The 26,295-nt window shown below is 61.8% G+C and carries 23 protein-coding genes and 1 pseudogene; 13 read left to right on the top strand and 11 right to left on the bottom strand.

Annotated features, from left to right (window positions below; translation table 11 throughout):
- Positions 1 to 21: 21 nt before the first annotated feature.
- The 3 genes from IF12_RS0115700 to IF12_RS0115690 form a co-directional block, all read right to left on the bottom strand.
- Entirely contained in the window at positions 22 to 474 is a 453-nt protein-coding gene (locus IF12_RS0115700; RefSeq protein WP_051704455.1) for a DUF4383 domain-containing protein, read from the bottom strand.
- Positions 475 to 574: 100 nt separating this feature from the next.
- A complete protein-coding gene (locus IF12_RS0115695) occupies positions 575 to 982 on the bottom strand; it encodes a hypothetical protein (protein ID WP_030159965.1) in 408 nt (135 codons plus the stop codon).
- Between the two features lie 75 nt (positions 983 to 1,057).
- Entirely contained in the window at positions 1,058 to 1,930 is an 873-nt protein-coding gene (locus tag IF12_RS0115690; RefSeq protein WP_030159963.1) for a Ku protein, read from the bottom strand.
- A 193-nt stretch (positions 1,931 to 2,123) separates the two neighbouring features.
- Here IF12_RS0115690 and IF12_RS0115685 point away from each other — a divergent pair, with 193 nt between their 5' ends.
- From IF12_RS0115685 to ligD (IF12_RS0115675), 3 genes are read left to right on the top strand one after another with little or no spacing between them, the layout of a single operon-like run.
- Positions 2,124 to 2,696 (top strand): DNA polymerase ligase N-terminal domain-containing protein, encoded by a 573-nt coding sequence (locus tag IF12_RS0115685; protein ID WP_030159961.1) that lies wholly within the window; start codon positions 2,124 to 2,126, stop codon positions 2,694 to 2,696.
- 17 nt (positions 2,697 to 2,713) lie between these two features.
- The gene (gene ligD, locus IF12_RS0115680) at positions 2,714 to 3,631 is read left to right on the top strand and encodes a non-homologous end-joining DNA ligase (protein ID WP_030159959.1); all 918 of its coding nucleotides are present in this window, start codon (positions 2,714 to 2,716) and stop codon (positions 3,629 to 3,631) included.
- A gap of 1 nt (position 3,632) precedes the next feature.
- Positions 3,633 to 4,544: a non-homologous end-joining DNA ligase gene (gene ligD / locus IF12_RS0115675; RefSeq protein WP_030159957.1), complete on the top strand. Its 912-nt coding sequence runs from the start codon at positions 3,633 to 3,635 to the stop codon at positions 4,542 to 4,544.
- A 26-nt stretch (positions 4,545 to 4,570) separates the two neighbouring features.
- Here ligD (IF12_RS0115675) and IF12_RS0115670 read toward each other — a convergent pair whose 3' ends face one another.
- The gene (locus IF12_RS0115670) at positions 4,571 to 5,137 is read right to left on the bottom strand and encodes a TetR/AcrR family transcriptional regulator (RefSeq protein WP_030159955.1); all 567 of its coding nucleotides are present in this window, start codon (positions 5,135 to 5,137) and stop codon (positions 4,571 to 4,573) included.
- 94 nt (positions 5,138 to 5,231) lie between these two features.
- Between IF12_RS0115670 and IF12_RS0115665 the strand changes: the two genes are divergently transcribed.
- Positions 5,232 to 6,143, top strand: coding sequence for an NmrA/HSCARG family protein (locus IF12_RS0115665; protein WP_030159952.1), 912 nt, complete (start codon positions 5,232 to 5,234; stop codon positions 6,141 to 6,143).
- A 197-nt stretch (positions 6,144 to 6,340) separates the two neighbouring features.
- Here the strand turns inward: IF12_RS0115665 and IF12_RS24280 are convergent, their stop codons facing one another.
- The gene (locus tag IF12_RS24280) at positions 6,341 to 6,910 is read right to left on the bottom strand and encodes a barstar family protein (RefSeq protein ID WP_051704454.1); all 570 of its coding nucleotides are present in this window, start codon (positions 6,908 to 6,910) and stop codon (positions 6,341 to 6,343) included.
- A gap of 10 nt (positions 6,911 to 6,920) precedes the next feature.
- On the bottom strand, positions 6,921 to 7,307 hold the full coding sequence (locus IF12_RS0115655) for an MTH938/NDUFAF3 family protein (protein ID WP_030159948.1): 387 nt from the start codon (positions 7,305 to 7,307) through the stop codon (positions 6,921 to 6,923).
- Between the two features lie 218 nt (positions 7,308 to 7,525).
- On the opposite strand from IF12_RS0115655, the gene IF12_RS24275 reads away from it, so the two are divergent.
- Together IF12_RS24275 and IF12_RS23200 are read left to right on the top strand one after the other, a co-directional pair.
- Positions 7,526 to 7,951, top strand: coding sequence for a hypothetical protein (locus IF12_RS24275; RefSeq protein ID WP_133884330.1), 426 nt, complete (start codon positions 7,526 to 7,528; stop codon positions 7,949 to 7,951).
- A 359-nt stretch (positions 7,952 to 8,310) separates the two neighbouring features.
- On the top strand, positions 8,311 to 9,255 hold the full coding sequence (locus tag IF12_RS23200; RefSeq protein WP_133884329.1) for a hypothetical protein: 945 nt from the start codon (positions 8,311 to 8,313) through the stop codon (positions 9,253 to 9,255).
- Positions 9,256 to 9,720: 465 nt separating this feature from the next.
- Here IF12_RS23200 and IF12_RS25765 read toward each other — a convergent pair whose 3' ends face one another.
- From IF12_RS25765 to IF12_RS25085, 3 genes and pseudogenes are all read right to left on the bottom strand, one after another.
- Positions 9,721 to 10,215: a hypothetical protein gene (locus IF12_RS25765; protein WP_133884328.1), complete on the bottom strand. Its 495-nt coding sequence runs from the start codon at positions 10,213 to 10,215 to the stop codon at positions 9,721 to 9,723.
- 981 nt (positions 10,216 to 11,196) lie between these two features.
- Positions 11,197 to 14,187 (bottom strand): COR domain-containing protein, encoded by a 2,991-nt coding sequence (locus IF12_RS25090; RefSeq protein WP_133884327.1) that lies wholly within the window; start codon positions 14,185 to 14,187, stop codon positions 11,197 to 11,199.
- Between the two features lie 848 nt (positions 14,188 to 15,035).
- Positions 15,036 to 15,670, bottom strand: a pseudogene (locus IF12_RS25085) (transposase family protein).
- Between the two features lie 319 nt (positions 15,671 to 15,989).
- Between IF12_RS25085 and IF12_RS0115625 the strand changes: the two are divergent.
- Positions 15,990 to 18,218: a hypothetical protein gene (locus IF12_RS0115625; protein ID WP_133884326.1), complete on the top strand. Its 2,229-nt coding sequence runs from the start codon at positions 15,990 to 15,992 to the stop codon at positions 18,216 to 18,218.
- Between the two features lie 10 nt (positions 18,219 to 18,228).
- Here the strand turns inward: IF12_RS0115625 and IF12_RS23190 are convergent, their stop codons facing one another.
- Positions 18,229 to 19,473, bottom strand: coding sequence for a hypothetical protein (locus IF12_RS23190; RefSeq protein ID WP_197034743.1), 1,245 nt, complete (start codon positions 19,471 to 19,473; stop codon positions 18,229 to 18,231).
- A 443-nt stretch (positions 19,474 to 19,916) separates the two neighbouring features.
- Between IF12_RS23190 and IF12_RS25760 the strand changes: the two genes are divergently transcribed.
- Both IF12_RS25760 and IF12_RS0115610 read left to right on the top strand, forming a co-directional pair.
- On the top strand, positions 19,917 to 20,843 hold the full coding sequence (locus IF12_RS25760; protein ID WP_133884325.1) for a hypothetical protein: 927 nt from the start codon (positions 19,917 to 19,919) through the stop codon (positions 20,841 to 20,843).
- Between the two features lie 565 nt (positions 20,844 to 21,408).
- On the top strand, positions 21,409 to 21,909 hold the full coding sequence (locus IF12_RS0115610) for a hypothetical protein (protein WP_030159934.1): 501 nt from the start codon (positions 21,409 to 21,411) through the stop codon (positions 21,907 to 21,909).
- 286 nt (positions 21,910 to 22,195) lie between these two features.
- On the opposite strand, the gene IF12_RS25755 is transcribed toward IF12_RS0115610, so the two are convergent.
- Positions 22,196 to 22,891 (bottom strand): hypothetical protein, encoded by a 696-nt coding sequence (locus tag IF12_RS25755; protein ID WP_133884324.1) that lies wholly within the window; start codon positions 22,889 to 22,891, stop codon positions 22,196 to 22,198.
- Positions 22,892 to 23,433: 542 nt separating this feature from the next.
- On the opposite strand from IF12_RS25755, the gene IF12_RS0115600 reads away from it, so the two are divergent.
- From IF12_RS0115600 to IF12_RS0115590, 4 genes are read left to right on the top strand one after another with little or no spacing between them, the layout of a single operon-like run.
- The gene (locus IF12_RS0115600; protein WP_133884323.1) at positions 23,434 to 23,706 is read left to right on the top strand and encodes a pilin; all 273 of its coding nucleotides are present in this window, start codon (positions 23,434 to 23,436) and stop codon (positions 23,704 to 23,706) included.
- A gap of 2 nt (positions 23,707 to 23,708) precedes the next feature.
- On the top strand, positions 23,709 to 25,403 hold the full coding sequence (locus tag IF12_RS25750; protein ID WP_133884322.1) for a hypothetical protein: 1,695 nt from the start codon (positions 23,709 to 23,711) through the stop codon (positions 25,401 to 25,403).
- Positions 25,400 to 25,627 carry a PrgI family protein gene (locus tag IF12_RS27290; RefSeq protein ID WP_081913639.1) on the top strand — a complete coding sequence of 76 codons (228 nt, stop codon included), beginning with the start codon at positions 25,400 to 25,402 and terminating at the stop codon, positions 25,625 to 25,627. The genes IF12_RS25750 and IF12_RS27290 overlap by 4 nt, the downstream gene beginning before the upstream one ends.
- Complete coding sequence (locus IF12_RS0115590; RefSeq protein WP_166659539.1) at positions 25,579 to 26,271, top strand: hypothetical protein; 693 nt, start codon at positions 25,579 to 25,581, stop codon at positions 26,269 to 26,271. The genes IF12_RS27290 and IF12_RS0115590 overlap by 49 nt, the downstream gene beginning before the upstream one ends.
- Positions 26,272 to 26,295: the final 24 nt, after the last annotated feature.

The following is a 26,295-nucleotide window of genomic DNA, read 5'->3' as shown; positions in this document are numbered from 1 at the left end:
CGCGATGTCGATTCGGACGTGTCAGCGAACGGTGCGCCGGGTCTGCCGCGAGAACGCGGCCCCCAGACCGATCATGCCGACCGCCAGAACCAGGTGGAGCCAGTTGTCGGCATCGTTGAACGGGACGAAGTTCGCCGCCGAGTCGAGGTCGATGAACAGCCCGTACAGCCAGAGCACGAAATAGATCGCGCCGCCGATGACGAGATAGGTGACCGAGCCGCCCAGCGTGCGGGCCATGAGGAGGCCGACCACGCCGAACAGCAGGTGCACGATGTTGTGCAGGACCGAGACCTCGAATATGCCGAGCAGCTTCGCGTCCGAGTGGTGGCCCGCGAACGTCATCGAGTCGAAGTCGGTGGTGATGCCGGGGACGAACCCGAGCAGGCCGACCAGCACGAAGACGAATGCGACCACCATCGTCACTATCTGCGCGGTCGTGCGCCCCTGCGTGGCTTTCGCATGAGATTGCGTCATTTCCGGCCTCCCTTTCCGTTGGATGGAGGAATGTAGGTCTACCCGCTCACACCCGTTCCATTCACCACACGCCTGCTCGGGGCCGCGGTGCCCGGGGCCTTCAGCCCGCGGGCGGTTCGAAGCGCAGCGCCTGCTGCGTCAGGTACCGGCCGTAGAGCCGCAGCAGCTCCCGGTACCGCCCGGTGTCGGCGGCCTCGCGCGGGCGCGTCAGCGCCAGTTGCGAGATGTAGGAGACCAGAGGGTCGCCCGGGTAGCTGTACCCGTCGGTGGGGCTCTCGTCCAGCCATGCCAGCAGCGGACCGATCGCGTCGAGGACGGCGCGCGTGACGTGCCCGGCGTAGTCGAGCTGGGCCCCCGGCCCCTCGAATTCGGGCCAGCGCCCGGTCGCCGCGCCGATCGCCTCGGCCACGGTGAGCGTGAGCTCCTGCTTGAACGGGGAGTCGACCACCCACTGCGGCAGCGGATACCGCTCCCGCAGGATCGCCTGCACCCCCGACTCACCGGCCATGCCCCATTGTCGGGCAATCGGTGGCCGCCGGTGCCGGATTCCCCTCCAAAGAGCTAGGGAGTGTCCGCAGAACCCTTAGGCGCTCTTGCGTTTCGCCGCGGTCTTCTTCCTGGTCGACTTCTTCGCCGCGGTCTTCTTCGCGGCGGTCTTCTTGGCCGTTTTCTTCGCCGAGCGTCCGCCTTTGGCGCCCTTCGCGTCGACGCTCTTCTGGAGGGCGTCCATGAGGTTGATGACCTTCGCCTTCGGCTCGTCCTTCGGCTTCTTGGCGGCCGTGCGGCGCCCGTCCCGCTTGTCCGCGATCAGGTCCTCCAGGGCCTCCTGGTAGGCGTCGCTGTACTTCTCGGGGTGGAAGTCGGCCGACATGGACTCGATGAGCGTCCCGGCCATCGCCAGCTCCTGCCGCTTCGCCTCGCCGCCGGCGCCGCTGAACTGCGGTTCGCGGATCTCGTCGGGCCACAGCATCGTGTGCACGATGAGCAGGTCGCCGCGGGGCCGCAGCGCGGCCAGGCTCTCCCTGCGCCGCAGCGTGATCCGGACGATGGCGATCTTCCCGGACTCGGCGAGCGCCTCGCGCAGCAGCACGTACGGCTTGCCCGCGGCCTTGCCCGGCTCGGCGTAGTACGACTTCTCGTAGTGGATCGGGTCGATCTGCTCGACCGGCACGAACTCCACCACCTCCGCGGTCTTCGACGAGCTCACCGGCAGGTCCGCGAGGTCGTCGTCGTCCAGGAGCACCACCTCGTCGTCGACTTCGACGCCCTTGACGATCTCCTCGGGAGGCACGACCTCCTCATCGATCTCGCAGACCTTCCAGTAGCGGATGCGGCCCGCGTCGGCCGCGTGGTACTGGTGCAGCGACGGATCGTGGCTGCTCGTCGCGGTGTGCAGCTTGACCGGGATACTCACCAGCCCGAACGCGATCGATCCGTTCCAAATCCCCCCTGGCATGTCCTCAGCATGACACCACGGGTAGTCGATCATGCGCGATGAGTGATCTTTCTTCGTGTTCAGGTCCTACGCTCAGGACGTGGACACACACGACCGGGCCGAGCCCGTTCACGCGCCCCGCGAACGGCGTCGCGCCTGCTCACCCGGCACCTCCGCCCGTTTGCCCGAGTCTCTGAGCGGGTATCTCCGGCGCATGGCACGGGGCGGCGGACTCGAGGAATACCGGTCGAAGCGGGACCTGTCGAAGTCCGGCGAGCCCGCGGGCGGGCGCCGCGGCTCGGGCGACCGGTTCGTGGTCCAGCGCCACGAGGCCTCCCGGCTGCACTTCGACTTCCGGCTCCAGATCGGCGGCGTGCTCGTCTCCTGGGCCGTGCCGAAGGGGCCCTCGCTCAACCCCGATTACAAGCGCCTCGCCGTCCGGACCGAGGACCACCCCCTCGACTACGCCGCGTTCGAGGGCCGCATCCCCGAAGGCGAGTACGGGGCCGGCACCGTCATCGTCTGGGACGCCGGCACCTACCGCAACCTCACCGAGAAGCGCGGACGGGCCGTCCCGATGTCCGACGCCCTGGCCCACGGCCACCTCAAGGTCCGTCTCGAAGGCGAGAAGCTCACCGGCGCCTTCGCATTGTCGCGCATGGGCGAAGGCGAGGACTGGCTGCTGGTCAAGATCGACGACGAGGGCGCCGACCGGCGCCGCAAGCCCGCCAAGACCCGGCTCGAATCCGTGCTCTCGGGGCGCACCAACAAGGACCTGGCGCCGTGACCGGGTTCGATCAGCCGATGCTCGCGACGCTCACCGAGCGCCGCTTCTCCAGCGCCGACTGGATCTTCGAACGCAAGCTCGACGGCATGCGCGCCGTCGCCACCCGCGACGGAGGCGCGCCCCGGTTGCGTTCGAGGCGCGGCAACCGGATCGACGCGAGCTTCCCCGAGCTCATCGAGGCGCTCGGCGATCTCGGCGGGCCCCGCTTCGCCGCCGACGGCGAGATCGTCGCCTTCGACGGCCAGCAGACGAGCTTCGCCCGCCTGCAAGAGCGCCTGCACCTCACCGACGCCACCGAGATCGCGGACACGGGCGTCGCCGTCCACTACTACCTGTTCGACCTGACCTCCGTCGAAGGCGAGGACCTGACCCGCCTGCCGCTGCGCGACCGCAAGCGGCTCCTGCGCCGCGCGTTCGACTTCCAGGACCCGCTGCGGTACTCCGCGCACCGCAACGCCGAAGGCGAGGCCTACTTCGACCTGGCCTGCGAGCGCGGCTGGGAGGGCGTCATCGCCAAACGCGCCGCCTCCCGCTACCGGCCCGGGCGCACGAAGGACTGGCTCAAGTTCAAATGCGCGCACGGCCAGGAGTTCGTCGTCGGCGGCTTCACCGACCCGCAAGGGGCGCGCACCGGGTTCGGGGCGCTGCTCGTGGGCTACCACGACGGCGCGGGGCCGCTGCGCTACGCCGGCAAGGTCGGCACCGGCTACGACGACCGCACCCTGCGGGGCCTGCGCGAGCGCATGGACGCCCTGTCGCAGGACGCGAGCCCGTTCGCCGACCCGGTCAGCGAGCCCGCGCACTGGGTCCGGCCCGAACTGGTCGTGCAGGTCGGCTTCACCGAATGGACCGCCGGCGGCATGCTGCGCCACCCCCGCTACCAGGGCGAGCGCACCGACAAGGCCGCGTCCGACGTGGTCCGGGAGGCGGCCTGACATGGCGACGATCCACCTGGCCGGGCGCGACATCTCCCTGTCGAGCCTCGACAAGGAGCTGTTCCCCGAGGACCGGTTCAGCAAGGACGACCTGCTCGTCCACTACCTCACCGTCGCCGACGCGATGGTCCCGCACCTGGCCGGGCGGGCGCTGACGCTGCGCCGCTTCCCGCACGGGATCGGCGCCGACGGGTTCTTCCAGAAGGACGTCGGCGACCGCCTCCCCGACTGGATCCGCACCGTCGAGGTCCCGCACCGGCACAGCGAGGGCGCCAACCGGTACGCCGTGTGCGACGACGCCCCGACGCTCCTGTACCTCGCGAACCTCGCCACGATCGAGTTCCACATCCAGACCGCGACCGCCGACCGGATCGACCACCCCGACCGGCTCGTGATGGACATCGACCCGCCCGAGGGCGTCGCGGTCGCCACGCTCCGCTCGGTCGCCAGACGCGTCCGCGACCTCTACGCCGAACTCGGCCTGACGCCGTTCGTGCAGGCCACCGGCGGGCGGGGCTTCCACGTGGTCGCGCCGCTGGACCGCAGCTCGGAGTTCGCTTTCGTGCGCCGCCTGGCCGGCGACCTCGCCGCGCGCCTGGCCGCCGACGACCCCGACCGGCTCACCACGGCGCATCGCAAGAACCGCCGCGGCGACCGGATCTTCCTCGACGTCAACCGCAACGGCCGCTCCCAGACCTTCATCGCGCCGTACTCGCTGCGGTCCCGTCCTGGCGCCGCCGTCGCCACCCCGCTCGACTGGGGCGAACTGGGGCGCGCGACGCCGGACGGCTTCACCGCGGCCGCGATCCGCAGGCGCCTCGCCCAGAAACGCGATCCGTGGGCGGACATGGACGACCACGCCGCCGCCCCCGCCGAAGCGAGGGACCGCCTCGACGCCCTCGTGGACACCTGAGGTCGACTTCGGTGGCGACGCCGCGCTCAGGACTTCGGGCTCAACCCGCCCACGGCCAGTCGGAACAGCCGGTCGGCGCGGGCCGCGGGATCGGGATCGTGCTCCGTCGCCAAGGCGATGCCGACGATGAGGCTCATCAGATCGGCGAAGGTGACGCTCTCGTCCACCGCGCCCTCACTCACCGCTCGTCGCAGCAGCGGCTCCGCCACCACCGCCAGTTTCCGCGAGCAGCCGTCCACCGGCGCCGAATCGGGCCCCGCCCCCTCAGGCGCCAGCACGGCCGCCAGTCCCCGAGCGGCGGCCGAGTAGGCGACCACCTCGCCGAGCCAGTCCAGCAGCGCGCTGCGGCCGTCGTCATCGGCGGCCAGTTCGCGGGCCCGGTCGCAGAGCGCCTCGATCCGGCTCTGCGAGACCGCTTCGAGCAGCGCGCGGCGGCTCGGGAAGTGCCGGCGCACGGTGGCCGAGCCGACCCCCGCGATACGGGCGATCCGCTCCATGGACGCGTCGGCGCCGTGGGCGGCGACCTCCTCCTCGGCCACGGCGAGGATGCGGGCGTGGTTGCGCCGGGCGTCGGCGCGCTGTTCGACGGGCATACGACACCTCCGGTCGGCTAAATGGCGGGGCCCGCCGTATTGTAGCGTGAAGCTAAACGGCGGACCCCGCCATTTAGATGACCCGAGGAGCAACATGTCCGCAACAGCACCCGTCCTGGTCACCGGAGCCACCGGCAGGCAGGGCGGCGCCACCGCCCGATCCCTGCTCGCGGCGGGCGTCCCCGTCCGCGCCCTGGTCCGCGACCCCGCAACCGACCGCGCCAAGGCCGTCGAAGCGCTCGGCGCCGAACTCGTCACCGGCGACCTCCATGACCGCGACTCACTGATCAAGGCCGCCGAGGGCGCCCGCGCCGTCTTCTCCGTGCAGATGCCCGCCTTCACCGAGGACGGCATCGATTTCGACGGCGAAGTCGCCCAAGGCGTCAACCTCGTCGAGGCCGCGAAGGCCGCCGGGGTCCCGCAGTTCGTGCACACCTCCGTGACCGGCGCCGGCCGGCACACCGAGACCCCCGGCTGGGCCGAAGGCCGTTGGGCCGTCGAACCCTCCTTCAACGCCAAGAGCGCGATCCAGGACCGCGTCCGCGCCGCCGGCTTTCCCCACTGGACACTGCTCAAACCGGGCTTCTTCATGGAGAACTTCCTGCCGTCCATGGCCTACCTCCTCCCGCGCGGCATCGAAGGCGGCATCGTGGCCGTCCTGAAACCCGAGACCCGACTGTCCCTCGTCGCGGTGGACGACATCGGCACAGCCGCCGCAGCAGCCGTCGCCGAACCCGAACGGTTCAACGGCATCGAACTGGAACTGGCCAGTGACTACCTGTCCATGACCGAGATCGCGCAGACCCTCTCCCACGCACTCGACAAACATCTCCCCGCACCGGACATGACCGTCCAAGAAGCCCTGGAAGCGGGCATGCCCCCGATGGGCGCCTCGCTCGAATGGCTCAATGAAGCCGGCCAGCCGGCCCGCCCGCAATTCGCCAGCGACCTAGGCGTCCCGCTGACCACCTTCAAAAAATGGGCGCAAACCAACATGCACCCCTGACAAAGCCGCACCAAACAAGCCCGACAAACTCTCCTTCTGAGGGCTCGCGGGTTGAAGTTCGCAGTCCTGATGGCTGTGGAGACTGTTCGGTCTTCGCAGCCACCGCCCCGGGAGCGAAGGGTGGGGTTGGGTGGTCAGGTGGCGAGTGACCACGGGTAACCATGATGACGCCTGCGTGGCTGATGAGATGAGCGATGTCAGCGGTCATCTCGGGCGGTGCTCGGCCATGCTGTTGCGTCGAGTGAGGCGAGCAGCCGACCGTGGCGCACAGTCGTCTCGACGTCGCGGGTGCTGCCAACAATTTCGGTGAGGGTGGCGGGGGAGTGGATGTCGAGGAGGAAGACGGTGTGCATGGTGAAGGGCTGCAGGTGTTCGTCCGGGTTTCCGTCGCTGTCAAGTCGGAGGTTGGCCTGCCAGGCTGCCTGGCAGAGGACTGCGACAAAGGTGCCGAGGAAGGCCTTGCTAGCCAGCTCGTCGGCATGGTCGATGAGGATCGCGACTTCTTTCGATCCGAATCCATGCGCATGCCAGTCGTGGAGGCAGTCAGCCAGTGCGTCCCAGTTCCTGCCGAAATAGTCGGGCAACGACATTGCCTCGTCGAAAGCGCTGAAGACCTGGGACGGCTCAAGGAGCCTGCGACCGTCGAAGCGGATGACGTGGCCGCCTGCGGATTGCAGGTGTTCTGCTTCGGCTTCCAGCCAGGGATCATCAGTACGGGTGAAGACGACCCACGGGGGCCGGCGTTCTGTCAGCGACCGAAGATCCACGCCCGCACCCTCAACAGGTCGAATGGAAGAGACCACCAACTTGGACCGATGGGATGGATTCGTTGTACAGTGCCACGGCCTCGGAGGTCTCGGCAGCCCGGTACGGGATATCAAGGCGTTCAAGCAGTTCGATGGTGGCCGGGTCGATCCGGAGGCGTCGTTCCATGCCGAGGGAGAGGACGATCAGCTCGGCGCCGCGGTCGATCAGGTACTGGACGTCGGAGGGCTGGATGCCGGGGTCGTGCTCGGTGCCCGACTCCCGCCAGTCCCAAGGCTTGCCTCCACCCGGATACAGCATAAAGTCCTTGCCAACGCCAAGGCGGGCGATCTCCATCCGCCCCCACTCGATCGAGAGGATCATCGGGGACTGCACCCCTTCAGGTGTCGCTTCGCTCATGCCACCATGATCTCGCACAGGATTTCCCTGCGGTGCTGCTGGATCGATGTGAGGGGCACGAGACTCGAACCCAGTCTGCCGGTGGTCGCAGGCTGCTGGAGGAATCCGAGAAATATTCTCGGCATTTCGCCCGATGCTCGGCGGGATCCCGTAGGAGACCTACAATCGGCGCCTGTTTTGTCCAATCCGGCATTTGACGCGGCCGGAACAATCGAGACATGAACACCTCTGCGCCGAGCACTCCGAAGCCCCGGACACCGTGGCATGGCTTCATCATCTTGATCGCGACGATAGCGTGGCCAATCGTGATCTGGTTCGTCCTGATGTCGGAAGGTCTCGACTGGTCGAACCTGACCGGCGTGCCGCTCACCGAAGCCGAACAGCGGGCGTTCGACGCGAAGGACCGTGCCGCTCTCATCATCACGGCCGCAGGGCCGTTGGTCATCGCGGTGTACGCAGCGATTGTCCGCTATTGGAAGACCGCCACGGTCTACTTGGTCCTTGCGGTCGTCCTCACCTGCTGGATGGGCGCCCAGGAAGGCATCCGGGACTTGTTCGATCCGCCGCCGATCGAGGTCGAGGAGCCCGGGAACGACCACTGCGTTCCCATCAGCGGTTCCGACCGGACCTGCCCCGGTGGATGAGGACCAGGAATCGCGACTCGGGCGCCGATCCCGCGTTAGTCGCGGGTGGCGTTGTACTCGTCGACGATCGCCTGGGGGATGCGGCCACGGGGAGCGATGGTCGCTTGCGGAAATCGACTGGGCGGCAGCGACCCGCCGATGGAGAACTGGTCGGCGGTCGGCTCGCCCGATCCCGTGGCGGGTGGTTCCGCCCGTTGCCGATGTCCTGGGCGCGTGTCGCTGTCATACCTTGCCGGTATCGTCGAGCTTCCTCCTCTTCCTCTCCAGTAGAAACACGTCTCATGACTCTTACTACGCCGCAGCGTCCGCATGACATTCTCAAAGCCGTTCCAGCACTCGCCACCCTTGGGAGACCGGCGGTGCGACTGCATCCGCGGCAGGGCGCCCCTGGGATCGAGCAGTCCTCAGTCGGCGGTCCGCTCCTGTGGCCGACCGAGGAGCCTTGGCCCGTGTGTCGGCTTGCGCACGAGGACACCATCATTGAACCGTTCGCACCCGCGCTCAAAGGCCGGTACGAAGCCAACCGATGGGATTGGTCGCACGGCCGGCACGGCAGGGTCGACTTCGCTACTCGGATGCGGCATGCTTCCGAGTTCGCCCTCGAGCTGGTGCGCGGTGCGAACCCTGAGTTCGACCCCGACGCACCGGTGCCGCTGATCCCGGTTGCGCAGCTGTACTACCGGGATGTGCCCGACCTGCCCTGGCCGGAGAAGTTCGACCTGCTGCAAATCCTGTGGTGCCCGCGCGACCACAGTGGCACCGAGACTGACACCCCGCACTGCCCGGCATTTCAGGTGTTCTGGCGAAAGAGCGAGACCGTCAAGGGGGTTCTTACCGTACCGCCGCAGCCCGATCTGGGACTTGAGCACTACATCCCCAACCCCTGTGTCGTGTCCCCGGAGGTCGTCACCGAATACCCGAACTTCCACACCCTGCCCGACGACATCAAGATCGACATCGATGCCTGGGAGGAACGGAGCAGCGACGGCACCGACTACTCCAGCGAGTTCGCGCACGCCCCAGGTTGGAAGGTCATGGGGCACGGCATGTACTGGGGCATCTACGACCCCTACCCGATGACCTGCGAGTGCGGCGCAGAACAACTGCCGCTCTTCACCGCAGACACCGGAGAGTTCGACGGCGGTACGAAGGAGCGCTGGCAGCCTGTGGAAGAAGCACACACCGAATGGAGCTTCGCTGATCCGGTCGAGGTCACGATCGGGCGTGGGTACGCGCTCCAGCTGTACTACTGCCCCGAGTCCGAACAGCACACCGGCCGCTCTGAAAATGGCCTGAACCCATGACCTTCACGCTGGACACGCTCATCGCCGCCTATAATCCCCGACGACCGTGAGTTCGCCTCCTACTCCCGGATGGCCCCGAAGGCCCAGCGAGCGGCGCCGGAGTTAAGTTCGGCGTTCTCGTCTCACGACCGCTGGCATCGAAGAGAGTGTGATCAAGGTGATTTTTTCAATGCTCCCGAGTAGTGCGAATATTACCCGTTTAGCCGGATGTCTCAGTTGGTCCGCATTCCTTTTCGTGTCAGGCCGTGGAGTTCTTCAATTGAGATTTCATACTTTCGCTCACCCACCCGTGTAGGAAGGGTGAACGCAGAGTTGCGAATCTTGCCTTCGCTCGTCGTTGCCCCCGGACAAGAAACGGTCGAGAGGTTGCTGGCTGCACTGGAACGTATATCGAAAGAACCTGTCGACCTGATTTTTCGTGAATCGCGGTGTCCAGACCCTCAATCCTCGGGAAAATGAGGCGGTTCATCCGATTAGCGCCTGAGTGAATCCGGCCCTGGCCAGGGAGTGGGCGCCATGGAGTGGTCGAGGGCTCAGTGTTGGATAGCGGATGAGCATGGCAAGAATTGAATGCACTTGGATGATTTCCGATAGAGTGGAACTCATGCTAGGGGTTAATGTAATTGAGTAGTACGGGTAATTCTCGTCTCCAGCGCCATCAGAACTGAAGCGGAACTCGTCGATTTCTATCCCGTGCAATTTGAGAATCGGTCCTATCGAGGATCGAAAGTCAGGGATCTCCTTGAGGTCTCGATGGGAAAGCTCTATCTGATATGTGAACTTTCCGTCCGTTTCCAAATCAAAGAATTCTGCACTGTAATATCCCATTTTGAGTAGTTCGCTGATCATGCCGTCGCCTGAATCGGCTTGGTCGGCAACTATGACGTTGCCTAGGGGAAGGGGGCGGGATCTTGGGATCCGGTTCGTGAATTGTTCTGCATCAGCGATCAATGTAGACACAATGTGCCAGTCAAAAGCCAGCCATTAGGTCCGGAAAGCAGTGACTTTGGCTGACCGGCGGTGACCCACGTTGTCCAGGCTCGGATGAATCTACCTGCGGAAATGGCAACTGAATCGGGCAGGAACGCCCTCCAAGTCGACTTGAGGTGCTAGCGTCCGTTTCTTGACCCCAACGGCGCAAGTTTTCGAGTGCGGCGCTGGTTCTGCGCGTTCGTTGGCGAGACTCGGCCTGCACTTCGTGCCGATCGGATCGCCGTTCCCGGCTCGCGGGCTCGGCCGGTTCCCGGATATGCATCCACCATGCATCCACGGAAAACTGCCTACGGCCGCTATTGGCAGCACACAGCCGCCCAACGAACGACCGCCGCTTGTCAGCGTTATTGCTGGTGAACGGCGGTCTGATACCCCTGAGCTGGGGTTATAAATCGTAGCCCGGGCGGGCTATGTAGCTAACCCTCACCCATATAAGCTGGGTATTTATTGCAAGTCAGGGGGATTCTTGCTTCAGTCAGTATACAACAACGATGGGAATGAATTGGCTGCGCGAATCGCGGCGCGTGTTTGAGAGTGGCCTCGGTCCGGGGCCTCCGGTGAGGTGAGGATCCAGGGGTGCTGGCGGGCCATCTTGGAGTCCGATCGAGGCTTCGGGTGCCGTCGCAGGTGCAAGTGGTTGAGGTGAGTGAGGAGTAACCAGCGATAAACGTGGTGCGACCTGGAGCTTCGCTGCAGTCGACCCCCGACAAGTCTGCTATTGGTTTGATCCCAGTAGCGCTGACCTTGCCCTCGCCTATTTACTCTCGAAACCCCAGGTAAATGGGCTATTAACCCGCCTGCAGCGGCTGTCTCTCGGATGACAGCCATAATCCATCGCTTCAACGAAGGACTATTGCCTTTGCTGCGGCCTTCACCAGCAGGAACAACGACATGGTCCGACTTTGCCGATGCCTTGGCTGACATTAGGATGGTTCAGTTCCCGAAGCTTTAGTCGTATATATGTGCGAAACGTGGATGGACCCAGAGGAAACGGTCGCGGTCGCGGACGCGTTTCAAACCTGCGAAGTTGGGGTCCTTCTCCTCGAGGAGTTGATGCAGGGACTTGAGTTGGCCACGTGAGGTCATGGTCTGGGCGGATAGTAGAAGGGTGGAGGATTCAGCTCCAACAAGCAGGTCATCCCCAATTGAGGTGAGTTCTTTGACTGTGGCCTCTGCGAGGTCGAGGTGATCTTTGAAAAGCGTCGCATGCTCGTCGTTGAAGCTAAGATTGAGAAGTGCGGGACCGAAATCGGCGCTGAGGCGTAGTACCCTTGTGGCGACGGCAATCCACGGCCGCGCGTTGACCAGCCATTCTCGGCTGAGTTCGACCGTATAGACCCCTCGCTTGGGGTCCTGATCAAGAAGTGATACCGGCACTTGTGAGTGTTCGCACCAAAGTCTGATGCGAAAGCGTCGCTTCAGAAGTTTACTTGGCCAGGTGCCGGATTCAGCCTGCTCAATGGTGAATAGGCGAGGTCCGCTCACGGCCTCGTCGGTGAACAGTTTCAGGAAGTACTGGTGCTCTTCATAGATTCGAGAGAGCAGTCCCACCAACGATTGCTGACTCTCACTCAGTTCGCCCGTGAGCTTGGAGGCAGCAGAGCTGATCTCTTTGGAGAGGTGGTGTCTGGTGTCGAGTCCTTCTTGGATGATGTGGCGGTGAATGCCATCGAGTCGGCTAGTTATCACTGCGAGTTCATTTTCTGGTGACGGGTTGTCAGTTGGGATCCTGTTGCCGTCGCCGATGAGCGCATTGATAGGGATCTGCTCGTAGCAGATGCCGCAGCCGGCTTCGAGCTTTCCTTGGGCCCGCCGAGCTTGAAGCTTGGATAGGTCAAATGCCGCGGTGCCTGAGCTTCGATCTCTTGGGGTAACGCAACGATCGCCGCACAAGACGAGGCTTGTCGGAGTCAGCCCCTGCCAGTCGCTGAGGTACTTGCAGATGTCATTTGCAATCATGGTGCACAAGTAGTTTGGCGAGGCAGCCTTGACGGTGACGGTAACTTGGGTCCCATCGATCCGGATGAGAGCGCGACCGTTGTAGCCGTCATCGAGTGCGACACCGTGGGCCCAGTGGAGACTCAAGTGGTGGTCATCGCGTCCCAGTGAGAAGCGGTGATACCAGGTGATGAGCTGGTTCATCAGTCCTGGAGGGATGGCAGTGCGGTCGTTGGCGTCTACGAATCTGATGATGTAGGTCTGCTGAGGCAAGTGCTGTCCGTACGAATCCCATACTTCCAGGTCGGGCTCAGTGGTGGGAACAAGCTGGGAGATGAGACTGACAGGTTCGGAGGAATCAGGATTGCGGACATCATAGGCGATCTGGTACTCGCGCATAAGTACACGTAGAGCCTCGTGCAGGTAGTCGGGATAGCGTTCGCTGGCTGGACGGTCGGGGTTATCCCACAGTGCACTAAGCCGCTGGTGGGGGATCAAACCACCTGCACTCTTCGTGTCATGATCGTCCATGACAAAGCTGACCGCGCGGCTGAGCCAGTCGCCCTGGATCACGACTAGGCTGCGCAGAGCGGGAATATCCGGGTAGAAGCACCAGTGCCCAAGTTCGGTGGCCACCAACGCGAGTGAGTGAGCAGAGCTCTCGTCTATGTCGTGACGGGCGGCGTGTTCGAGGTAAGAGCCATAGTTCAGATGGCTGGTATTGCTGGAATTGAGTTCTTCCATGAGACGCCGCCAGCGGGCGGGTAGCCGCCGTTCGAGGTGTGGCAATCTCTTTGCGGTCGCGGTGATCGCGGCCTTGACCTCGGGGATACCCGTGCCTGTACGGCTGTCGATCCAGTGGTAGCCAGCGATGCACTTGCCATGTTCGCGGTTGAGTCGGTGCCGGTCGATGTCTCCGGGCTGTCCGTTTGGGTCGCTGTGGGTGGCGACAATGTGGATGCGCGCCTCGTCGCCAATACGGTGGCGTATGAGATTGATCCACTCATCGATGCAACCTTGATCTGCGCCGTGGCGAGGATGCCATGCGACGATGTATATGGCGGGGGAAGTGAAGAAAAACTGATGCGTCGGCCGGTAGGGCTTCTGCCCGCCGAAATCCCATGCATTGAGAATGATCGTATCATCGTCTGCCGCAGAGAGGTTGAGCGGTTTGACTTCCACACCATGGGTCGTGATGCGCTTTTCATCAAAAGCTTCTCCCAACATTGCTGCAAGCAGCGAGGACTTGCCGACAGCTCCCTCCCCAACGAGCACGAGTTTAGTCTCCCGGACGGTCATTCCGTCGGTCTGCAATTCACGGCAGAAATCTCGGACGGCGCTGATCCCACGTGAGGCTGCCGCAGCGATTTCAGAGGCCAAATGATTGCCGTTGAGATCGATATCTGTGAGTTGGGTGAGGTTTCCGATTGATTCAGGAAGCGTCGTGAGTTGATTGCCCTCAACGTAGAGGCGGGTGAGTTGGGTGAGGTTTCCGATTGATTCAGGAAGCGTCGTGAGCCGATTGTTGTCAAGGTTGAGTTGGTTGAGTTGGGTGAGGTTTCCGATTGATTCAGGAAGCGTCGTGAGTTGATTGCCCTCAAGGTTGAGGCGGTTGAGGCGGTTGAGATTTCCAATGGAGTCGGGAAGTGTTGTGAGCCGATTGCTACTGAGATCGAGGTTCGTGAGTTTGGTGATGTTGTCAGGAAAGGATGTGAGCCGGTTGCCATTGAGGTAGAGGCGGGTGAGTTGGGTGAGGTTTCCGATTGATTCAGGAAGCGTCGTGAGTTGATTGCCCTCAACGTAGAGGCGGGTGAGTTGGGTGAGGTTTCCGATCGAGTCGGGAAGCGTCGTGAGCCGATTGTCACTGAGATAGAGGCGACTCAGGTTGGTCAAGGTCGCGAGCTCTGGAGGAAGTCTCTGAAGATCCAATCCTGAGAGGTCCAGCGTTGTGCTCAACAACCGGTTGGCTTTCGCAATACGTTGGGCTGCGGCTACATTCATCAAAGCATGCCTTCACTGTCGGTTCTAAAGTTGTCAGGTTACTTGGGGGGTGTGTCTCTTACGCATCATGGTAGTCGTGAATCGCCCTGGCGGTGGCAGTGAGTGATTAGATGGCGGCTTGTGGAGCTGCCAGGACGGTCGTAGCCCCAGTATTACAGGTCGTGGCTGACTTCTGGCTTCAGAACCATCTAGACCAGCGCAACGCCGTTGGGTCCTGGTGTAGCCCCTCCGAACTCATCAGCGGTGTTTGACCGCACTGCCATATTTGCAGTGACGTTCGGAAGGAGCTGCGCAGACGCATTGGACGGCAGCACGATATTTCTGAGTAGGCCTTCGAAGTGTACAAGGTTCTGGTGCTAAGCCATCTACATGGAGGGTTGCGAGTCGTTCGAGAATATTGATCTGTTCATCGGGTCCTGTGGTTAGATCGACAACTTATCGGCTTTGTAGTTTTTGCTTTGCCGTTGAGCTGATCGGCATACCAGCCGATGGTCAGTTGCGTCAGATGGCGCGATTTCGACGGCGTGATCGACATAGACCCTCAGCTCTGTGATGGTGAAGCACGGCAAGGTGCCGCTGTCCCTGGTGGTCTGGGACTTGTCCAGAGACGACCTGAAAGATTGCGAGCGGGCTGGCGGTCCCTCGCATCTGACAGCGTGGCCGGTGAACTGGAGCGGGCTGTTGTCGACGAGTTCGTCCCGTTCGCTGAGCCGGACTATCTGTGGCATGTGGCTGTGCACCCGATCCTGTAGCGTTGCGGCATTGGAACCCTGCTGGTCGGTGCGCTGGAGGACCGTATTCGCGCTCGGGGGCGCTCCCGAGCGGAGTTGCGCTACAGGGAGCTCGTTTCAAGCTGATTGGCGTTCGAAGTCGTTGAGGACTTGGGCAGCTTTGGCGAGCTGTGTGGTCTGGTCGGGGCTGCAGCGGACCTGGTCGGACACGCCCCAGGTTTTAAGCTGGGCGAACATGCGCTCGCCAGGGCCGCGGAGCCGGGCGCGAAGCCGGTTGTACTTCTCTGCTACTCGGGCTTGTCCCGGCCCTTGCACGGTGTAGCCAACAGGTTCCCGCGCGCATCGGCGATGGCCTGGAGGTTCATGCCATGGCGCTTGTGCTTGCAGGAGCAGAAGGGCCGGTCGATCCGGTTGCGGTTGATACGGATCAGTGTCCCGTCGAGGATCACGAACCCTCCGCCGGTCTATTTCGCGTGACGGAGGGCGTCGCGGATACCCGGGGCGCGGGCGGCGAGCAGGACGAGGGTCTCGCGGGTGCGCCGCGAGGCGGTCGCGGCTGAGATCCTGAAGCCGGCGGCTAGGTCGCGAAGCCGCTTGCCTTTGCGCAGGTAGGCCAGGGTGAGCAACGCTAGCGTGCCCGCTTCGAGGACTCGCCACTGCGAGCCGATGGTCTTGCGGTGGCCTCGGATGAGAGCGGCCACGCGATTGAGGGTCGCACTCGACAACGGCAGCGCGGCAGGGTAGAACAGCAGAGGGAAGCTCCTGGGTTCGAGCTGGCTGAAGTGGTATTCGCCGTTCTACCAGGAGCTTCTTCATTCCGCCAACACATCTTGCCAACCGAAGCCGTCGAGCCCCAGCGACATTTGATCAGGATGCAACAACCTCCTTGTTTTCGCCGATCCGATTTCCGATCTGACCTCCACTTCCTCAGACCTGTCCAAGCAGGAGATCTCCGCGCAGGAACTGACGATTGCGTTCCGGCGTGAAGCAGCGTCGGAGGCTTCTCCTCTACCTGTGGTAGGTGAAACTCGGTGACCGCGTCGGCTCGGAGCTCGGATAGAATCCAGTTCCATGGCACGTCCTGACTATGAACTTCACAAGCTTGGCTGGCAAGCTTTCCAAGACCTGTGTGGCGTTGTTCTCCAGGAGATCCTCGGTCAGACGTTCACCACGTTCGCCGATACCAACGACGCCGGGCAGGACGGTGCCTTTCACGGTGTCTGGGCTGTGCCTGACGACGCCCCCATAGAGGAACGCAAAGATTTCGCTTCTGCGGTGACACCGGTTGTTGTGCAGTGCAAGTTCAGTGCTGAGCCATCAGGGACGCTGACTCCTTCGGACCTGAAGGACGAACTTGCCAAAATCGAAGGCCTACGCGCACGAGGACTATGCGACGGCTACATAGTCCTGACTAACTTGCGCGTCACTGGAGAAACCCGAGCTTGGTTCGACAAGGAGGTCCGCAGCAGTGGCGTCGACCACGCGTTGATTCTCCCTGGTACTTGGATCTGTACTCAGATTGAGAAGAACTGGAACCTTCGTCGCTACGTGCCGCGAGTGTATGGGCTAGGAGACCTTTCGAGGATCTTGGACGAGCGCAGAATGCGGCAGGCCCGTGCGCTCCTGACAAGCCTGACCCACGAGTTGGAGACGTTCGTTCCCACCAGTGCCTATCGAGCAGCGAGCGACGCGATCACCAACCAAGGGCTCGCCTTGCTTTTGGGTGAACCCGCCAGTGGCAAGTCGACAATCGCTGCAATGTTGTGCATGGGCGCCCTCGACGGCTGGAGGTGCGACGTGATGCGAGTCAGCAGTCCAGCGGAACTGATCGAACACTGGGACCCGGATGATCCGAGGCAGATGTTCTGGATTGACGACGCATTCGGCTGCATCCGCCACGAGCCGCACCTAACCGATGAATGGGCGCGCTACAGTGAGGCCCGCCCAAGGCTGAAAGACTACGCCTTTCCTCGGCTGCGGGAGCAGCAGGTCGTCATTGATGTCACGGATCTGAGTGCAACTGAGAAACAACAGATGCTTTACAATCATCTCAAAGCCGGGGACCAACCGGCCGAAGTGTTGGGTAAGTGGCGACCGCACCTCCATGCTGTGTCGACCGTTGACCGATTCCAACCAGAGATTGCTCGCAGGTTGTCTTTGCGGGGCTTCATGCCAACCGCTGGGCTACACGGCAAAGCGCAACTGATGGGATTCTTCGAGCACCCGAATGAATTTCTGGCAGATGTACTGGATGGCCTGGAGCCAGCGCAACACGCAGCCCTTGCCGCGGTGTACCTCTCGGGCGGCGAACTCCTGGCACCATTCACCCCCGACAGCACGCTCTCGGTAGCAGTGGACGCGATGGGTACGACGGTTGCCGAAACGAGTCGTGCGTTTGCGGCTATCGAAGGTACCTTCCTTGTCGAGGCTACCAGGACTGATGGAAACACTGTATGGCGCTTCCATCATCCAACAATTCGAGAGGGCTTCGCCGCTACCGTCATGCGAAACATCTCCACCTTGCCGGTTTACTTGGAAGGCATGACAACCGATGAACTGGTTTCCCAGCTCGATTGCGGAGGCAAGAGCCAGCGCGGGACCCTGGTGCGAGTACCGCCAAACTTGTATCACCTGATCATCTCGCGTGTGCCCGTGCCCGTGCCCGACCGGAGCGAGCTGTCGAGGAGCCCTCTCTCCTGGTTCTTGCGAACCCGATGCTCCGATGAGTTTTTGCGTATGTGGGCAAAGGAACATGAGGACGCTATCCCCGGCATGACGGACTTCGGGATGATGGTCGAAGCCTTTTGCCGACCATGGGTGCTCAGCAGGCTGCACGAAACAGGAGCCCTGACTGAAGTAGTACGCCGCAGGGCAGTCAAACAAATTGCCGAGTACGGTATCGACGACCTTGATCCTGCTTGGGGTAACTCAAGTCTGAGTGGGTTGTTCACGACGGAGGAACGCGCTGACCTACTTCAGCGAGTGCAGGAGGAAGTGCTTCCAACCCTAGAGCAGCGCATCGGTGACTATGCGGGCTTGATCATCAGCGATATGACGAATGAGGAACTCTATCAGGAACCTAGGGACTACGTCGATGCAGTCCGCAGTGCGTTCCAACATCACCCAGATATTCAACAACTCTGCGACCGAATAGACCGTGTCATCGACGATTGGGTGTACGACTATAGGGATGAGAGTGAACTCCCGGCGGAAAGCTCAGGGCTGGCGGCACCGGCTCTGAATCAGATAGAGGCTGCCAATCCGCGCGATCTGTTCGAGGATATCGCAGCCGGGCACTGAGGACCCAGCGTCACGATCCGCTGGTGTCCGTCGCCTGAACGAATCTTCGTGTCGGATCGAACACGAATTTAGAGAGTTGAGGCCCGAGTGCCGATTTCGATCTGAGGCAGGATTCGTCCTCTCGCTCAGCCGCGCAGAATGAAGCAGCTTCTTCGCGCATGTTGTTCATGATTCTGAGGCTGCGCTGCGCGTCAGTTGGGTCCAGCCGTTTCACCCGGCTGACGACTTCCTTGTCGGGCAAGTGGTCGATCCATGCCGCGATCTGCTGGCCGCCCGGCGCACCTCGCATCTGACCGATCAGGTGGGTGAGCTCCTTGTGTGCCCAGACCGCGTCCTTGCGCTGCGAGTAACGCTCTGTGGCGGACGTGGCGGGCCCCGCTGCTACCGCTTGACGCTCGTCGTTGTGCCCGACGGCAATCTCGAAGCGCGCTGGCAGGGGCGGTTGGGGTGGATCGATGCCCGTGATCAGGCGCGGCAAGGCCTGGATCCGGACCCATTGGAAGATCTCGTCGAGTTCCTGCATGAGTACCGGCCACCGGTCAGTATCCGGCCGGTTGATCCCGATTGTCGGGAACAAGCTTATGGGGACCAGGGCGCCCATCGGGGTCTCCGCAATGACGTCCCCGACCTGCATCGGCACCTCAGGCCGGGGCGCAAGATACCGGAGTGAATTAGGCCGCTGGTCGTCTCGATGCCAGGCCGCCAAGCGGACCGCGGTGACCGCGGGTGTTCGGTGCTTCGCATGGTTCGTGTAAAGCGTGAGCCGGGCCAGCGGGTGCTCATCGGGATCGCTCTGGCGGTGGAAAGGTTGGAGCCCATCGATCCGCCGCAAGAGCGCGCCGCCGGAGCGCAGCGAAAGCGGACCCTTGCGCTGCCGGATCTTTTTCCAGGCTTCAAAGTCTTCCCATGTCTCGGACGCTGGCATGCTCACTTGCTTTGCGGCTGTCTTGTCTAGTGGCGCACCGTCCAAGAATTCAACCTCGGCAAACAGGGCATGCTCGAGTGCGGCCCGCAAGGTCACGAGCGCATCGGCGACGAGCAGCGGCACCTTGCGCGGCATCGGCGCCACCCACTCCACGACAGCCTGGCACACCGTCCCTGCCTGCACGTCCTTCAAGCCGAACACGCCCTCGGTTCGATTCTGGTAGGTGAGTAGCAGGTCACCGATCTGCTCGATCTGCTCGTCTGCGTGTGCGAGTGTCGCAGCGACACCAAGTTGGTGCGCGGGAAGCCAGGAGTACGCCGAAGCTGTCATTCCTGCAATCTACGTGGGGTGATCGACGTTCTGCCTCCGTCGATAGCGGCCATGCAGCGGGGAAGGTGACGAGAGTGGCGCGAGACTCCTGCTCTCAGGTGCAGGGACCATGTCTTTCCGCTTGGTCCTCCCGAACCAGACCGAGGACGGCGAGTAATCATGGGCAATCGCGATGAAGCCTGGCCTCATGCGGCCGGTCCCTTGCAAAAAGCGGACCTGCTTGGTGCAGCCTTGAGCGCTGCTCACGATGGCGTCTCTGTGGCGTTAGACAATGAGTTCGTTTCTCGCAGCGCCACCGTGGAACGCAGGATGACTGCGATCATGAGCTTATGGCTCTCACCGAAGAAACTTGCGCGGCACCTGAATGCGAGCACCTTAGCACCCGAAACGGTGAGCACGTCATCCCAGAATCACTCATGCGGGCTCTCGTTCAGGCCGTGTGGATGGGTGATGAGTACATAGCCGGATCGACCGGTGCAGGCGTAGCTGCCAAATCTGAACAGCCGATGCTCATCAAACTCCCCTGCTGTACATATCACAACAATATCCTCAGCGAGCACTTCGAGAAGGATGGTCAGGAGGCTGTCAAGAAGTTCATGGGCATCACGTCGACACCCAAGGGGAGAAGGAGTACCTACGATACGTCTAAACTCAACACTGTTACTCCGCTCAACTTGGAGGAAGCCACCGCGTTCGGATGTTGGACGGTGAAGACGCTGCTGCTGCTGCACCATCCGCAAATCGTCTGGGAGATGAACGGTGTTCGTCACGTTGAGGAATCGGTTCGCTCCCAGCAATCGCACTTGCCAAGCCAGGTGTACAGCGACCTATTCAACGGGGACGTCCCTCGAGGAAGCCACGCGTGGGTGGTCTCCTCCAAAGACCAAGACCCGACAGTTCCCGGACCCGCAGTGGCTCCTCGGGTGCCGCTCACAACCATCGACGGCAATTCCGGCGTCGTCAGTACCTTCGGGATCGGGGCACGAAGTGTGTCGGGCGGGCCCACGGTGCGGCTCCAGGCCGTGTGGCAGCCGAACGCGATCGTCGTACATCCAGATGAGGAGTCCGGAACGGCGGTGCGGGTGTGGCCGAGGCCAGCAGCTGGACTGCGTCTGGAAGACCTAAGTGTGCTTAACCTGGAGCAGGGCGCACGGTTCGATGCCACCTTCCTAGGCCAGCCTCTCGGCCGTTTCGAGAATGGGCGGGCGGTTGTGCTGGCTGAGGGGCTACAGCGGGTGTTTTGCTCGGATCATGCCAGCGGACGCCGGTTCTACGCGCTGCCGCGACTGGACGACCGCACACGGGTAGACGCCGTTCGCGCAGCTGCTGAGGCCGCTGGTCTCCTGATCGAGGACGACGACGGGCTGTGATTCGCCTGCGGCTTTGTACGCCTGGGCTGTTCAATTCGGGGGACGCTGCCTGCGATCATGAATGCATGATGTTGACCCAGATGTGCGCCGTTCCCCGCTGCGCTGAACCATATTGTGCCGAATCCTCGGAGACCGGTGTTGAGCTCGCGTCCGATCAGGGCGTGCTGGCAAAGCTGCCGTAATGCGAGAAACGCAACGCAGCATTGAGCAAGTACTTCGAGCAGTTCGGAGGGCTGCCGTGAAGAGACAGTTCGGGATCGAACCCGCACAGCGCAATTCCCAAGTCGGCCTATGGCTCTAACTCAAATTTGTACGAACTGGTAGTTTATAGACTCTAGGCGAATTTGTACTCTAACGAGTATGCAACAGCGATGGGGTTGAATTGTCGGCGCAAATCGTGTCGTGTGGCTGAGGAATCTTGGACTTGACTCGAGGCTTTTGAGGGGGCACGGGCGTGACCCGTCGATGTGCTTTCCGCGAAGCAGGTTGGGGCGATGAGTATCTGGGGCAGGGTAGCGGCCAACTGACGGCATCTAGGAGCCGGTACATCTAGTAATGTGAGGAGATGAAGTGGATTCTAAACAACCTCTACTGGATCGTACCGTCATTCATCGCCGCGGTGGCCCTGTCGTTGGCGACGTGGTCATCGTACTCGGCGCACGTCAGCAAAGGCGAGGCGCGCAGGTCCCGTGAGGCTTCGGAGCGGTCTGCGGCGGCTGCTGAGGAGTCGGCGCGGGCAGACGCGGCCATGGCGGAGCTCACGAAATCCGAGCTCGCTGAGGCTTCTGACCGGATTCGCCAGCGGCCGTGGTCCTTTGTACAGATCTCCGATTTCAAACATCGGGCAACCAACATGGGCGAGACGGTGTATTCGGTTGAGGTGACCGCACCTGATACGCAGGTACACGTGGATGCGGGGAGCCGCGGTCTCATCGTGGTGCGGCACGGCGAGTATTTCGACCTGACAGTCATGAAGGGGATGGGAGAGGAAGGCGACGTGATCTTGAGTTGGGCCGAGACCGATGGTGAAGGTGTCGAGCGGTTGAAGCAGCGCGAGCTGTTCTAGTTCACAGGGAGCAGGAGTTTGCCGCCGCGACTTAGCAGGCGACGCGGTTCTGGCCGACAGTGTTGATTACCGTGTCTTGGAGGCGCTGATCATGGCAACGGAGGCTGCCGTTAAATAACGGAAACATCGTGGCGCTCGGGGTCGAAAACGATGAATCGAACCTGCGGCTTTCCAATTATGAGCGACATCGCCGGCGACATTGCCAAACTCGCATCAGTTGAATCTGAGTTTCACCTGTCGAGGATTTCATTTTGAGAGCCATTCGCGGAGCTGTGACTTCGCATTTTTAATTTGGGTACGCGCTTCCGCTTCGGTGAGTCCGAGCGATTGCGCCGCGGCGTCGACCGGTTGGTGTTCGAGGAGTGTTGTCAGGACTAGTCGAGCTTGTTCGGGGGGTGACAATCTCGTTGCGGATGGCTTTGGCGAGAATGAGGTCAGGGTGTCCGAACTTCTCCACTGGTGGACGCGACTCGAACGTGGGGGATTGCAACTGCCGTTGATATCGCGAAATCTCAATTGCACATCGACGAGCACTGGCATAGGCTCGATTGCAGAGTCGAGCGCAGACTTTTGGATTCTCGATGTCGATATCGTTCAGGGCGCCGATAAAACCGGCGATAGCAGCGCTTTCTAGTTCGGTCCTATCATTGAAGTTGGGCGCGTATGAGGCTGCGTGTCTAATGGCGTTGTAGATACCAGGGAGCGCTACCCCTACGGCGATGACGATCCAGGGATTTGGTTGTTCGCGCGTGCGGTTGACGATAGTTCTCCATGCGTGGTCGCGAGTTTGTTGATCGACTGACTTGCTTATAAGTGTGCGGCTGAGGTCTTCCGTCGATATCTCGGTTCCATCGATGCTGAAGGTCCAGTTACCCTCGGAGTTTTGTGTGCCTTGTGCCTTGCAGATTTTTGAGAATTCACGTTTGCAAGCACTGAGCGACGAGGTGTACATGATGATCCTCCAACTGATCGAGTAGAGCATTGAGTACTGGTCTACTCTCAGTGAAGCGCTAATTCTTATGCCAATGCAAGCGGCGGACCAACCTTAAGCAACCTAGCGGCCATTCTCGGTTGTTGATGGTTATGCAAGTAGGCAGTTTCAGCGTTCGGATGTGAGCGGCCGAGATTGAGGCAAGCTGCTGGTTACAAGTAGCGAGTTCAGCGTCTTACAAGGTCAGGGCTTGGTTATTGCATCGGTTGCTGCCGAGGTTGTTGGGGTGATCAGCAACCGGATGTCTTTTCTGTGTGAGTCGATGGAATGGTCATCGGCTTGACGTGCTGCTGATGTCGGTGCGGCCTGGGCATAGCTCTTGGCACTCGCATCGGAGGAGGTGATGTCTCCGTCGCATCGAAGCGGATCAGCGGCGCGTCGACCGGCCCTGAATTGGGTTTCGGCGCAGTTCAGGGCCGGTCTTCTGCACGAGTCCTCCAAGGGAGGCGCAGGAGATGCGCAGGGAGCATTCACGGCGATCATCGCAGCGATCACGGCTGATTCGATTCGGTGCAGTCGCAAGTATGTCGACTGTGGCGATCTTGGTCATGGCAGATCCCGCGATGGCGAATACGCAGGGTGTCATCGACGTCCTAAATCGGTTGCAGGCGGTAATCGTCGTGATTGCTGGCACGGCCGTAGTCGTTATGTTGACCATTGCAGGATTTCGGTATCTCCTCGCATCAGAGCCGGGTGAGACTGAGCGCGCTAAAACGGCGTTGCGAAGTGCGGAGATCGGTTTTGGAGTGGTCGTGCTAGCCCCGATTCTCGTGGCGATACTCAAGCAGATTCTCTCAGGGAATTAGTCATGTTCGAGGATGCTCTTGACGGATTGATCACCTGGCTTAACACACGAATCGGTGTGCTTCAGGTGGTGCTCGCCAACACGCTGAAGGAAAACGAGTGGGTTCTCCTTTCGGAGGATTTCACGAATTGGGGATTGAATCTGAGGCTTCATTTCAGTGCTATTGTATATGCGTCCTATGGCATATTGATCGTGGTCGGTGGCCTGATCTTGATGTCCCACGAGACATTGCAGACCAGATACTCCATCAAAGAACTCACGCCTCGCCTAGTTGTCGGGTTTCTGCTGGCAGGGATGTCATTCTTTATCGTCATTCAGGCGTTCGAAATCAACAACGACATCGCCTCTGCATTTCGCGAATCAGATCTGAAGCATCGTCAAGACGGGTCAACGGACTCGATAGCTCTTGGGGAGCTCGACAGGCACCAATTCATGGACTATGAGCCAGCTTCGATCGACGAACTCCTCTTGGAGCTGCTATGGATTGTGTTGACAGTTATTTGTCTGATTATGCTGTTCCTGCTATCGCTAATGCGGGATCTGGTCTGGTTCTTCCTTGCGGCATTGAGTCCGATCGCTCTGGCTTGCCATGCACTTCCGATGACAGAATGGGCTGCCCGTCTGTGGTGGCGAATGCTTGGGGCATGTATGGCTTCCTCAATCGGGCAGGCGGCCCTGATCTGGGTGTGGAATAGCTTGGTCTGGCCCTACGGTCAAGGAGGGGTCGGACGACATTTCGGTTACGTCGGCCATATTGCGATCCACTCGCTCTACATGGTCGTCATTGTATGGATGATGTGGCAAGTGCACCATCATGCATTCCGCATGGCGAATGGGCGTCCATTGCGTATTCCAGGCTCCCGCTTCCTGACTGGCGTTGCTACAGCGTTGGCGATTGGCGCGGTAACCGGCCGCTTTCGGAAGCGGCGTGGGCGCGCAGGCTCCGGAGACGGTCAGGGACGTCCCGACGAGACGACAGGTGAACGGGACACGGAGGAGGAGTCCTGGTGGGCGCAACCTAGCGGACGCGCCTCCCAAGTTTCTGACATGGGCTCAGCGTTTGGTCATCGAGCCAACACGACCTCCACTCCGAGAGACCAGTCAGAGTCGTCGCCGTGGCCGCAACCTCACGGTGAGCCGCCTGCTCGGCCAGCGAGGCGCGATGAAGGCGCGATCGACACCATGTTCGAACCACAGCACCCGCTGGACTTCTCACGCAACTTGGATGGATTCGCCACCGACGCAGGCAGGCGACAAGGAATCGAAGCGCGCCTCGAAGAGGCGGAAGGACAAGCCCTCGAAAAGGAGCGCGCGCGCCAATTCCTCGCCCGCAAAGCCGGTGTACCCGAACGACCGGGTCGTCGCATCGCTGATGTGCCACTGCACCCTGCCGCGATGCACCGCCCCGCAGGTTCGCAGTTCTACTACCAGAACCCGGATCGGGTGCAGGCCGAACTCGAACATGGCCCCACCCCTGAGCAGAGGCTCTGGGACGCAGCTGTGGAAGCAGTGGGAGAGCGTGAGCTCCGAGGTGACGACCGATGGGCAGAAGACCCGGTGACGGTCGAGGTGGTCCAGGGCTCGACTCCGGAACAAGAGATTTGGGATACCGCAGCCAGGCGCGCCGCGGTGATGGAAGACCTACGCGCGCGTGAAGCCGCCGAGCTGCGCCGCCATCAGACGGGGGAGACCTCATGAACTATCGCGGCAGCGTAAACGTGCCCGCCGATGTGGATATCGAGGACAAGATTCTCTTCGGTCTTACCGCCCGACAGACGCTGATCCTCGTCCCTGTGGCGCTAGCGCTTTTGGGAACCTGGCCTCCATCGCCGGAAACGTTCCCTTCGCCCTTCTGCTGCTCGGGACCGCTCCAGTGGCCGCCACCGCAGTTGCTCTCGCGCTCGGACGTATCGATGGGGTGAGCATCGACCGAGTCGCGTTCGCTGCGGTTCGTCAGCCTCGCTGCCCCATCGCAGCCGGGCAGGCAGACGTTCAGTCCAAGCGTGCGCTGCGCCGTGTCATCGGAAGACGCCCCGAGCCTTCTGCCACGAAGCCGGTGCGTGGCCCGGTCCGCGCCGTCAATGAGGATGGTCTGATCGACCTGGGACCGGCCGGCTGGGCTGCGGCAGTTGACATCGGGTTCGTCAACTTCGGCTTGCGGTCCACCGCCGAGCAAACCGTACTGTGCTCCTCACTCGGGCGGCTCTTGTGTTCGACCGACGCCCATGTCCAGATTTGTCTGTCCACGCGACCGGTCGACTTGTCGTCCTACCTCGAATCCCTGGCTGTACAGGAATCCCGACTCAGGGACGGGCTACTGCAAGCTGCGGCATCGGCGCACCGGTCGTGGCTGAGCGAAGTTGTCGGATCCCGGCAACTGCTGCGCCGCGAGATCACCGTGATCGTCCGATGTGCGAGCGCCGATGCGGTTCATTACGCGACTCGGCAAGTCCGAGCGATGGCCTCGGGCATCGGCGTGTCCTCGCGTCTGCTCGACCGATCCGATCTGGCCGCTCGCGTTCGCTACGGCATCGATCCCTACGGCTCGCCGGCCAGAACGGAGTAACTGCCATGAGCTCATGTATCTCCC

This window comes from Glycomyces sp. NRRL B-16210 (assembly GCF_000719515.1).
In the GTDB taxonomy this organism is placed as follows: Bacteria; Actinomycetota; Actinomycetes; order Mycobacteriales; family Micromonosporaceae; genus Glycomyces.
This window is presented reverse-complemented; position numbering and strand designations above follow the sequence as displayed.

Bases quoted from the DNA above. Each gene is read 5' to 3' on its own strand.
- IF12_RS0115655 (WP_030159948.1), bottom strand. From the start codon at position 7,307: ATGAGCGAAGCGACACCTGAAGGGGTGCAGTCCCCGATGATCCTCTCG.
- IF12_RS25750 (WP_133884322.1), top strand. From the start codon at position 23,709: ATGTTCGAGGATGCTCTTGACGGATTGATCACCTGGCTTAACACACGA.
- IF12_RS25755 (WP_133884324.1), bottom strand. From the start codon at position 22,891: ATGCTCTACTCGATCAGTTGGAGGATCATCATGTACACCTCGTCGCTC.
- IF12_RS0115670 (WP_030159955.1), bottom strand. From the start codon at position 5,137: ATGCCCGTCGAACAGCGCGCCGACGCCCGGCGCAACCACGCCCGCATC.
- IF12_RS0115625 (WP_133884326.1), top strand. From the start codon at position 15,990: ATGGCACGTCCTGACTATGAACTTCACAAGCTTGGCTGGCAAGCTTTC.
- ligD (WP_030159959.1), top strand. From the start codon at position 2,714: ATGCTCGCGACGCTCACCGAGCGCCGCTTCTCCAGCGCCGACTGGATC.
- IF12_RS25090 (WP_133884327.1), bottom strand. From the start codon at position 14,187: ATGAATGTAGCCGCAGCCCAACGTATTGCGAAAGCCAACCGGTTGTTG.
- IF12_RS0115700 (WP_051704455.1), bottom strand. From the start codon at position 474: ATGACGCAATCTCATGCGAAAGCCACGCAGGGGCGCACGACCGCGCAG.
- IF12_RS25760 (WP_133884325.1), top strand. From the start codon at position 19,917: ATGGGTGATGAGTACATAGCCGGATCGACCGGTGCAGGCGTAGCTGCC.
- IF12_RS0115685 (WP_030159961.1), top strand. From the start codon at position 2,124: ATGGCACGGGGCGGCGGACTCGAGGAATACCGGTCGAAGCGGGACCTG.
- IF12_RS27290 (WP_081913639.1), top strand. From the start codon at position 25,400: ATGAACTATCGCGGCAGCGTAAACGTGCCCGCCGATGTGGATATCGAG.
- ligD (WP_030159957.1), top strand. From the start codon at position 3,633: ATGGCGACGATCCACCTGGCCGGGCGCGACATCTCCCTGTCGAGCCTC.
- IF12_RS0115665 (WP_030159952.1), top strand. From the start codon at position 5,232: ATGTCCGCAACAGCACCCGTCCTGGTCACCGGAGCCACCGGCAGGCAG.
- IF12_RS0115610 (WP_030159934.1), top strand. From the start codon at position 21,409: ATGAAGTGGATTCTAAACAACCTCTACTGGATCGTACCGTCATTCATC.
- IF12_RS24275 (WP_133884330.1), top strand. From the start codon at position 7,526: ATGAACACCTCTGCGCCGAGCACTCCGAAGCCCCGGACACCGTGGCAT.
- IF12_RS23190 (WP_197034743.1), bottom strand. From the start codon at position 19,473: ATGACAGCTTCGGCGTACTCCTGGCTTCCCGCGCACCAACTTGGTGTC.
- IF12_RS0115695 (WP_030159965.1), bottom strand. From the start codon at position 982: ATGGCCGGTGAGTCGGGGGTGCAGGCGATCCTGCGGGAGCGGTATCCG.
- IF12_RS0115690 (WP_030159963.1), bottom strand. From the start codon at position 1,930: ATGCCAGGGGGGATTTGGAACGGATCGATCGCGTTCGGGCTGGTGAGT.